General features: G+C 59.2%; 8 protein-coding genes. 4 read left to right on the top strand and 4 right to left on the bottom strand.

The features are described from left to right. Positions 1-1,040 (top strand): FAD/NAD(P)-binding oxidoreductase (locus P7F28_RS06095; RefSeq protein ID WP_277183594.1); only part of this gene is annotated, 1,040 nt, incomplete at its 5' end. On the opposite strand, the gene P7F28_RS06090 is transcribed toward P7F28_RS06095, so the two are convergent. The 3 genes from P7F28_RS06090 to P7F28_RS06080 are packed head-to-tail and all read right to left on the bottom strand — an operon-like array spanning position 1,018 to position 3,995. Then, positions 1,018-1,335 carry a hypothetical protein gene (locus P7F28_RS06090; RefSeq protein ID WP_277183593.1) on the bottom strand — a complete coding sequence of 106 codons (318 nt, stop codon included), beginning with the start codon at positions 1,333-1,335 and terminating at the stop codon, positions 1,018-1,020. The genes P7F28_RS06095 and P7F28_RS06090 overlap by 23 nt on opposite strands. Next, a complete protein-coding gene (locus tag P7F28_RS06085) occupies positions 1,322-2,680 on the bottom strand; it encodes an acyclic terpene utilization AtuA family protein (RefSeq protein ID WP_277183592.1) in 1,359 nt (452 codons plus the stop codon). The genes P7F28_RS06090 and P7F28_RS06085 overlap by 14 nt, the downstream gene beginning before the upstream one ends. Before the next feature lie 10 nt (positions 2,681-2,690). Next, positions 2,691-3,995 carry a CitMHS family transporter gene (locus tag P7F28_RS06080; RefSeq protein ID WP_277183591.1) on the bottom strand — a complete coding sequence of 435 codons (1,305 nt, stop codon included), beginning with the start codon at positions 3,993-3,995 and terminating at the stop codon, positions 2,691-2,693. Positions 3,996-4,095: 100 nt separating this feature from the next. Between P7F28_RS06080 and P7F28_RS06075 the strand changes: the two genes are divergently transcribed. Both P7F28_RS06075 and P7F28_RS06070 read left to right on the top strand, forming a co-directional pair. Beyond that, entirely contained in the window at positions 4,096-4,986 is an 891-nt protein-coding gene (locus tag P7F28_RS06075; protein ID WP_277183590.1) for a LysR family transcriptional regulator, read from the top strand. Positions 4,987-5,141: 155 nt separating this feature from the next. Beyond that, positions 5,142-6,269 (top strand): YbdK family carboxylate-amine ligase, encoded by a 1,128-nt coding sequence (locus P7F28_RS06070; RefSeq protein WP_277183588.1) that lies wholly within the window; start codon positions 5,142-5,144, stop codon positions 6,267-6,269. Here the strand turns inward: P7F28_RS06070 and P7F28_RS06065 are convergent. Then, on the bottom strand, positions 6,266-7,291 hold the full coding sequence (locus P7F28_RS06065; protein WP_277183587.1) for a LacI family DNA-binding transcriptional regulator: 1,026 nt from the start codon (positions 7,289-7,291) through the stop codon (positions 6,266-6,268). The genes P7F28_RS06070 and P7F28_RS06065 overlap by 4 nt on opposite strands. Positions 7,292-7,475: 184 nt before the next feature. On the opposite strand from P7F28_RS06065, the gene P7F28_RS06060 reads away from it, so the two are divergent. Continuing rightward, positions 7,476-8,551 (top strand): ABC transporter ATP-binding protein (locus P7F28_RS06060; protein WP_277183586.1); only part of this gene is annotated, 1,076 nt, incomplete at its 3' end.

The raw sequence follows: 8,551 nt of genomic DNA, 5'->3' as shown, positions 1-8,551 counted from the left end.
AGATCATCGAAAAAAGAGAGGAGGATATCCGGCCTTGCGTGGGCGCGAACTATTGTCTCGATCGCATTTATCAGGGCGGTATGGCGCTGTGCATTCATAACGCTGCGACCGGGCGCGAGCTTGAAATGCCGCACGACATCAAGCGGGCGGAGCACAGGCGCAAGATCGTGATTATCGGCGCGGGGCCGGCGGGACTCGAAGCTGCGCGCGTAGCGGGTGAGCGCGGACATGATGTTTCGGTCATCGAAGCAATGAATAATCCCGGGGGCCAGATTCGTCTCACTGCACAAAACGTGCGCCGCAAAGAGATGATGGGCATTATCGACTGGCGCATGGCGCAGTGTGAAAAGCTCAGCGTGCGCTTCGCGTTCAACACATGGGCGGATACGGAAACGGTGCTTTCGTATAGTCCCGACGTGGTGATCGTGGCAACGGGCGGCATGCCGCATACGGAAGTGTGCTCGGAAGGCAACGAGCACGTGGTGTCGTCATGGGACATTATTTCGGGCGATGTAAAGCCCGGCGCAAACGTCCTTATTTTCGACGATGCAGGCGATCACGCCGCGCTTCAGGCAGCGGAAACCATCGCGCAGGCAGGCGGGAAAGTGGAAGTGATGACGCCGGATCGCGCCTTCTCGCCCGAAGTCATGAGCATGAATCTGGTGCCGTATATGCGGTCTTTGCAGAAGTTCGCAACCACGTTCACGGTGACGTTCCGTCTGGAGTCGGTCAGACGCGAAGGCCGCGAACTGGTGGCGACCATCGGCAGCGACTACGGCGGCGTGAAGAAGGAACAACGCTACGATCAGATCGTGGTCAATCACGGCACCATTCCAATGGACGAGCTTTATTTCGAGCTTAAGCCGTCGTCAAAGAATCTCGGTGCGATCGATTACGCCGATCTGATCGATGGCAAACCGCAGGTGGTCGAACGTAATCCTGAGGGCCGCTTCCAGCTATTCCGCATCGGCGATGCCGTGTCCGCGCGCAATACGCACGCCGCTATTTACGATGCGCTCAGACTGGTGAAGGATCTTTGACGTCGATATCGAGCAGCGCTGCGCTGATCGACTTGCCATGCGCATCGAGCGCGAGCGAACGCGTGACGCCGCCGCCGAGCGCATGGCCGAGCACGAAGTTGAACGCATGCAGAAGCGGTAATTCGTGGCGCACTACATCGCCTTTCACGACATCGACGAGATGCGCTTTAACACGTTCAGGCGTTAAAGCATCGCGTAGATGTGCGTAATGTTTTGCGTCGTAGCAAATGACGGATACATTGAGCGTATTGCCTTTATCGCCCGTGCGGCCGTGTGCGAGCTCACGCAGTTTCATCGTCTGCCTCCACGATTTCAAAAGTAGGTGTTACACGCTCACGCGGCAACAATACGGACTGTACCGCCAGCACTTCGCGAACGGCTTTCGTCACGCCACCGCCGCCGAAAGGTCCATTGGTATAGAGCGTTTCCACTTCATTGCCAATGCGCGCCGCTTCCGCAGAATCAGCCGTGCGGCCGGTCACGCGCACGCGAACTTCGTACGGCTCATCATGCGTTGAACCAAGCGCGTCACCGTAAAGCGCATTGACGCCGATCAAATCAAAGCGCAACTCGCTCGTCTTTACGCCCGTGATTGCGAGCCGCTCGCGCACGATATCCAGCGCCAGCCGCGCCCGTGCAACCACGCCGGGCCCGCCATAAGAAATCTGCCCTTCGCCGATATAACCGTCGATATACGCAACCGAAACCTTTAGTGTTCCTGTGCGTTCGCTTCCGCGTCCGCCCGTTATGCGCACGCGATCCGGCGCTTCCTGCGCAACGCGAACCTGCGTGAAATCCGCCACCACGTCCGGCTGAAAATAGCGCGCGGGATCGTGGATTTCGTAAAGCAGTTGTTCCTTGCAGGTGGCCTCAGTCACACAACCGCCAGCATGCGCCACCTTGCCGATCACCACATTGCCGCGCGCATCGACTTCACCGATTGGAAAGCCGAGCCGCGCGAGATTCGGCACATCCTTGTAGCCGGGATCAGCGAAATAACCGCCCGTGACCTGTCCCGCGCATTCGAGCAAATGGCCCACTACGGTGGCTTGACCGAGCGTGTTCCAGTCGTCCATTCGCCAGCCGAATTCGTGAATGAGCGGGGCAGTAAAGAGCGAAGGGTCCGCCACACGTCCGGTCAGCACGATATCCGCGCCCGCTTCGAGCGCGGCCACGATCGGCGCTGCGCCCAGATAAGCATTCGCGGATACGACGCGGTCCGCATAGGCGCTCACGTCATCGCCGGATTCTTCGAAGCGAAACGATGTGCGCAGCACAACGTCGAGTACATCGTCGCCGCTTACGGCTGCGATTTTCAGATCATGCAAACCGAGTTCGCGCGCGATTTGCGCCGTCTTTTTTGCAGCCGCGACGGGATTCGCCGCGCCCATGTTCGAGATGATGCGCACGCGATTTTTCGCCGCGATCGGAAGCACTGCTCGCATGCGTGCTTCGAGCAAAGGATCGTAACCTTGCGAAGGATCGCGGCGACGCGCCTGTTGTGCAATGGCGATAGTTCGTTCTGCAAGACATTCGAACACGAGATAGTCGAGCGCGCCGTGTTCGACCAACTCCACAGCCGGTTCGATACGATCGCCCGAATAACCTGCGCCCGCGCCTATTCTGATGCTGTCTTTCATGACGAAATCCTCAAAGCGGAAACACGCCTAGCACGACGCATGCGATCGTCATCACGATCGATGCGCCGAACAGAATGGGAAACGTGAACTTCTGATGGTCCGCGAGATCGATGCCGCACAAGCCGACGACCAGAAATGTCGCGGGCGTGAGCGGGCTTACGGGAAAGCCGGTGGTCATCTGGCCGAGCAGCGCGGCCTGTCCGACATGCACCGCCGGGACGCCCAGTTGCGATGCCACTTCCGCAATGACAGGCAGGATGCCGAAATAAAACGAGTCGGGATCGAACAGCATGGAAAGCGGCATGGACAGCACGCCGAGCACGACAGGAATATGCCCGGCCATAGCGGGCGGCACGAAGCCGACCGCGGCTTGCGCCATGGCCTTGAGCATGCCGCTGCCCTGCATGATGCCGGTGAATACGCCTGCCGCGAGCAGAATGCCCGCCATCATCAAAGCGGCTCGTGCGTGCGCATCAATCCGCTTGCGCTGCATATCGACATTCGGATAGTTCACCATCAGCGCGACACACAGCCCGACCATGAACATAATTGCGGGTGGAATCTTCTCGCCCATCACCACCATCGTGCCGAGTACGACGATGGTCAGAACGATATTGAACCAGAAGTTTTTCGGGCGGCGCAGCGCAGCTTCTTCAGGCGTGAGCTTGCGTTCGGGCATGGGAATGGAGCCATTCGCGCGCGTCAGTCCAAGGCGCTTTTCCTCACGGCGGCCAAGCCACCATGCCATGCCGAACACAAAGATCAGGCCGATTGCCTGCACCGGAATCAGCGGATTGAACAGCGATGAAATAGGCAGATGCAATGATGCGGAGGCGCGAATCATCGGCCCGGTCCACGGCAAAAAGTTGATGCCCGCCGCCATCGATACAGCCGCAGCGAGCACGCGTTTGTCCATGTTCAAACGATCGTACAGCGGCAGCATCGCGGGAATGGTGACGAGGAAGCACACTGCACCCGAGCCGTCGAGATGGATCAGCAATGCGAGCAGCGTGGTGCCCATTACGATACGTGTCGGACGCGTGCCGACCGCGCGCAGAATCCGGTCGATGATCGGATCGAGCGTGCCTGCATCGGTAATCGTGCCGAAATAGAGGATCGCGAACACGAACATGCCGACGACCGGCGCGAGACTCTTCAATCCGTCGATCACAAACTTGCTGGTCTGCAAGCCGAATCCGCCAATCAGCGAGGCCGCAATCGGCACGATGATCAGCGCAACGAGTGGCGACATGCGCTTGGAAAGAATCGCTCCGAGCAGAACGACGATAGTGGCAAGGCCTAACAACGGCAGCATGAGCGTGTCTCCGAATCTTGTTTTTTGATGTGACCCAGAGTAAGTTCGAAGCGGCAATAACACAATTGAAATGATTTGATCGCAGTTATTACGAACCATAATGGATCTGAATTTACGCGATATTCGTGCGCTGGTGGCCGTTGCCGAAGCAGGCAGCTTTACGCGCGCAGCAGAGCGGCTGCATCTGTCGCAACCGGCGCTGACCGTGCAGATACGACGGCTCGAAGAAGCAATCGGCGCACGACTGTTCGATCGCAACAGCCGCAATGTTGCGCTGACGCCGACAGGCCGCGAATTGCTGCCGCTGCTGCGCAAATCGCTCGAAGATATGGAGAACGTACTGCGCGACGCACGTGCGATGGGCGAGGGCGAAAGCGGCACGATACGCATCGCGTGTCTGCCGACTTTTGCAGCGAGCGTGTTGCCGGAGTTGATCATCGCCATGAAACGTGATGTGCCGCGCGCAGTGTTTCAGGTGCGCGATGTGGTGGCGAGCACGGTGAACGCGCTGGTGCGCAATGAGGACGCGGATATCGGTCTGACCGGCGGCGAGGTGCTCGATCCGCTGCTGGAAGTGCTGCACAAAGGCGTTGATCGGCTGGTTGCCGTGTGTCCGCGCGAACATGCGTTGGCCCGCAAGAGGCGCATTACGCTGAGCGATCTGGCGTCGTTTCCGCTGGTGCTGACCGCGCCTGGCACGAGCGTGCGCGCCGTGGTGGATGCAGCGCTCAGCGAGTCGCGCACGCCGCTTGAAATCGCCTGTGAGCCGATGTACATGATGACCGCAGTGGCGATGGTGCGTGCAGGTCTCGGCGTGACCATCCTGCCTGAAACAGCGCGCGAAGTGCGCGCGGAACCGGGCCTCGTCGTCAAGCGGATCGATCATGCGGCGTTCGTGCGGCCTATCGCTATCGTCAGAAAACGCGGACGCACATTGCCTGCCATCACGAAACACTTCGTCGAACTGATGCAGCGAAGCGTGAAGCCTTAAGCGATATCGAACACCGCGACATCATGCGCAATGCAAGACGCATAGAATGAAAGCTGGTGTTGCACATGCGCTGTACATGAAAAAAATGCCGTCGGTATTGCACTCTGCTGGTGCAATCGACCGATATTGATCCGATTCGCGCGAGAGGACGCCGTATGCTCGACCCGTTTGCTTCGTCGGAACCGTTCACGATTGGTGTCGAACTCGAGGTTCAGATCGTCAATCGGCACGATTACACGCTGACCAAGGCAGCGACGGAATTATTGAACGAAGTGAAGAAGTACGACTTCGCCGGATCGATCAAGCCCGAAACGACCGAAGGCATGATCGAGCTGTCTACCGGCATATGCAGCGGTTTCGAGCAGGCGAGAGCCGAACTGCAAGTGCTTCGCGACACGCTGGTCCGCGCCGCCGATTTTCTCAACGTAGGCGTATGCGGCGGCGGGACGAATTTCTTCCAGAACTGGTATGAGCAAAGATCGGACGGCCGAGAGCGTTCGGAATACTTAATGAAATTGTATGGCGCGATCTATCAGCAATTCACCATCTTCGGCCAGCACGTTCACGTAGGCGCACCGGATGCCGATTCCGCGCTCGTGCTGCTGCATTCGCTGTCGCGTTACGTGCCGCACTTTATCGCGCTGGCGGCGTCGTCGCCCTATGTGCAGGGAAGCGATACGCAGTTTCAATGCGCGCGGCTGAATTCGGTCGCACCGTTTCCGCTGTCCGGGCATGCACCGTTCATGACGACATGGGCGGAATTCGAGCGCTATTTCGACCGCATGACGGGCACGGGTCTCGTGAAAAGCCTCAAGGATTTCTATTGGGATATTCGTCCAAGTCCGGGCTTTGGCACCATCGAAGTGCGGGTGATGGATACACCCTTGCGCGTGGAATGGGCCGCAGCCATTGCCGCTTATGTGCAGACGGTCGCGCGCTATCTGCTGATCGATCAACCGATACGTCTGAGCGAAAGCGACTATGAGGTGTATCGAACGAACCGGTTTATGGCTTGCCGTTATGGACTCGATGGAACCTGCGTGAATGCGGAAACCGGTCGTAGTGCGACCATACGCGACGACATACTCGCCACGCTGGACGCAATCGCCGGTCACGCTGCGCCGCTCGGTGCGCAGGAAGGACTCGATATCATCCGGCGCACCGTAAGCGCCGATATGAGCGATGCGACATGGTTGCGCCGCCTTCACGCCGAGCACAAGTCGCTGCATGAAGTGGCGCGACAGTCGTGTGAAGTCTGGCGCGGCCTAAGGATGCCGAATTAATTATCGAATCTGCGTGGCGCGGTCGATCCACGCACGACCAGCCGCGGTTCAGATGCAACGCGCATCCACGTTTGCTTGTCATGTTGAGGCTGACCGATCAACTCACGCAGCAGCGCGACGGCTATTTCTGCAGCTTCTACCGTAGGCACGGCGACCGTCGTCAGCGGCGGACGCCATTGTTGCGCCAGTTGAATATCAGTAATGCCAATGATCGACAGGTCATGCGGAACGGCGCGGCCGAGATCGGCGGCGGCATCGATCGCGCCGAGTGCGGGGAGATCGTTGGTCGCGAAGATGGCGGAAATATGCGGGTCGCGATCGAGCAGCTCGAGTGCGGCCGCATATCCACCTTGCACGGTGTCGGGCGCGTGTACCGCATTCGCTGCGACGAGTTCGACGCCTGCGTGACGCATCGCATCGGCGAAACCGTCATAGCGTGAAGCGTGAATACCCATCGCTTTGCTGCCGATGATCGCGCCGATCCGCGTGTGTCCCAGCTCGATCAGATGCTGCCCCGCAAGCCTTCCCGCCAGTTCGAAATCCACGGCGACGCAGGGCAGTCCGGGTGGATCGGCGGGACGTTCCCACATGCACAACACCACCGGCGTACCGCTCGCCTGCGTGCGGCGAAGATCATCGAAATCCAGATTGGCGTTCATCACCAGAACGCCTTCCGAAAGCGTGCCCGCAATCTGTTCGAGATACGCGCGGCCCGTATGCGGATTTTCGTTCGTATTGCAGATGATCACGAAATGGCCACTTTCGCGCGCTGCACGTTCTACCGCGAGCGCGAACTCCGGATAGAACGGATTCGCGATGCTGGAGACCATCAAAGCGAGCGTCGGCGCGCGTCCCTCGGCAAGCGCGCGTGCGGCCAGATGAGGGCGATAGTTCAGCGCCGCGACCGCGTCCATCACGCGCTGACGCGTTTCCTCGCCCACGCGTCCGCGATTGCGCAACACGTTGGACACGGTGGCGGCTGTCACGCCCGCGCGTTTGGCGACCTCACTTAGTGTTGACATGTCAATATGTGGGAGACCTGTTCAGCATTTGCATCAGTTTCAAAGCCGTTGCACTATGCACGAAACACCAAAACGAATGACGGAGACAAGCTTTGCATATGCTGCACCCGCAGCAATTTTTTTCGTATGCAAGCTTAAGCGCTTAATCTCCGTGCCGGACCGATTAAAACACGGAGTTCATGCAATGGCGAGCGTTTCGTTAAGAGGCGTGCAGAAGGCGTACGGCAACAATCCACCCGTAATTCGCGATGTCGATCTGGAGATTGGCGAGAGCGAATTCTGCGTGTTCCTCGGTCCCTCGGGCTGCGGTAAATCCACGTTGCTGCGCATGATTGCGGGTCTCGAAGACCTGAGTGACGGCGATCTGCTGATCGGCGGGCGCGTGGTGAATGATGTGCCTGCTGCGGAACGCGGCGTCGCGATGGTGTTCCAGAGCTACGCGCTGTTTCCGCATATGAGCGTCTACGAAAACATGGCGTTCGGCCTCAAGCTCGCAAAGAAATCCAAGAGTGAAATCGACGATCGCGTGCGTGAAGCCGCGCGCGTGTTGCAACTGGATACGCTGCTGCAACGCAAGCCGCGCGAGTTGTCGGGCGGGCAACGTCAGCGCGTGGCGATCGGGCGCGCGATCGTGCGTGAACCGGGCGTGTTTCTGTTCGACGAACCGCTTTCCAATCTCGATGCCACCTTGCGCGGGCAGACGCGCATCGAGATTGCGCGTCTGCATAAACAGTTCGCCAGCGCCAGCGTGGTTTATGTGACGCACGATCAGACCGAAGCCATGACGCTCGCCGACAAGATCGTGCTGCTGCATGCCGGCGCGGATACGGAGCGGCACGGCAGCATCGCGCAAGTGGGTGCGCCGCTGGAGCTGTATCACCGGCCCGCGAGCCGTTTCGTGGCGGGTTTCATCGGATCGCCGCGAATGAATTTTCTGCCCGCGAGTGTCAGTTCGATCGATGCGCAAGGCGTGATTGCCACGCTCGCGCAGACGGGCGAAGCCGTGCGTATCGCTGTCGATGGAAGCGGTCTCAAGGATAACGAAGCAGTTACAGTCGGCATTCGTCCCGAGCATCTCGAACTTGCCGAGGACGATGCATCGAACGCAGGCGCGATACTCACGCGCACGGTGTCGCTGACCGAGCATCTCGGCGAACATAGTTACGTGCATCTCGAACAGCCCGATCGTGAGGTATTGATCGCGAAGGTGCCGGGGAATGTGCACGTCGAACGCGGACAGCGCGTGAGTTTCGTGGCGCG

This window comes from Caballeronia sp. BR00000012568055 (assembly GCF_029439455.1).
GTDB lineage: Bacteria > Pseudomonadota > Gammaproteobacteria > Burkholderiales > Burkholderiaceae > Caballeronia.
This window is presented reverse-complemented; position numbering and strand designations above follow the sequence as displayed.

Coding starts and splice junctions, on each gene's coding strand:
- P7F28_RS06085 (WP_277183592.1), bottom strand. CDS start 2,680: ATGAAAGACAGCATCAGAATAGGCGCGGGCGCAGGTTATTCGGGCGAT.
- P7F28_RS06065 (WP_277183587.1), bottom strand. CDS start 7,291: ATGTCAACACTAAGTGAGGTCGCCAAACGCGCGGGCGTGACAGCCGCC.
- P7F28_RS06090 (WP_277183593.1), bottom strand. CDS start 1,335: ATGAAACTGCGTGAGCTCGCACACGGCCGCACGGGCGATAAAGGCAAT.
- P7F28_RS06070 (WP_277183588.1), top strand. CDS start 5,142: ATGCTCGACCCGTTTGCTTCGTCGGAACCGTTCACGATTGGTGTCGAA.
- P7F28_RS06080 (WP_277183591.1), bottom strand. CDS start 3,995: ATGCTGCCGTTGTTAGGCCTTGCCACTATCGTCGTTCTGCTCGGAGCG.
- P7F28_RS06075 (WP_277183590.1), top strand. CDS start 4,096: ATGGATCTGAATTTACGCGATATTCGTGCGCTGGTGGCCGTTGCCGAA.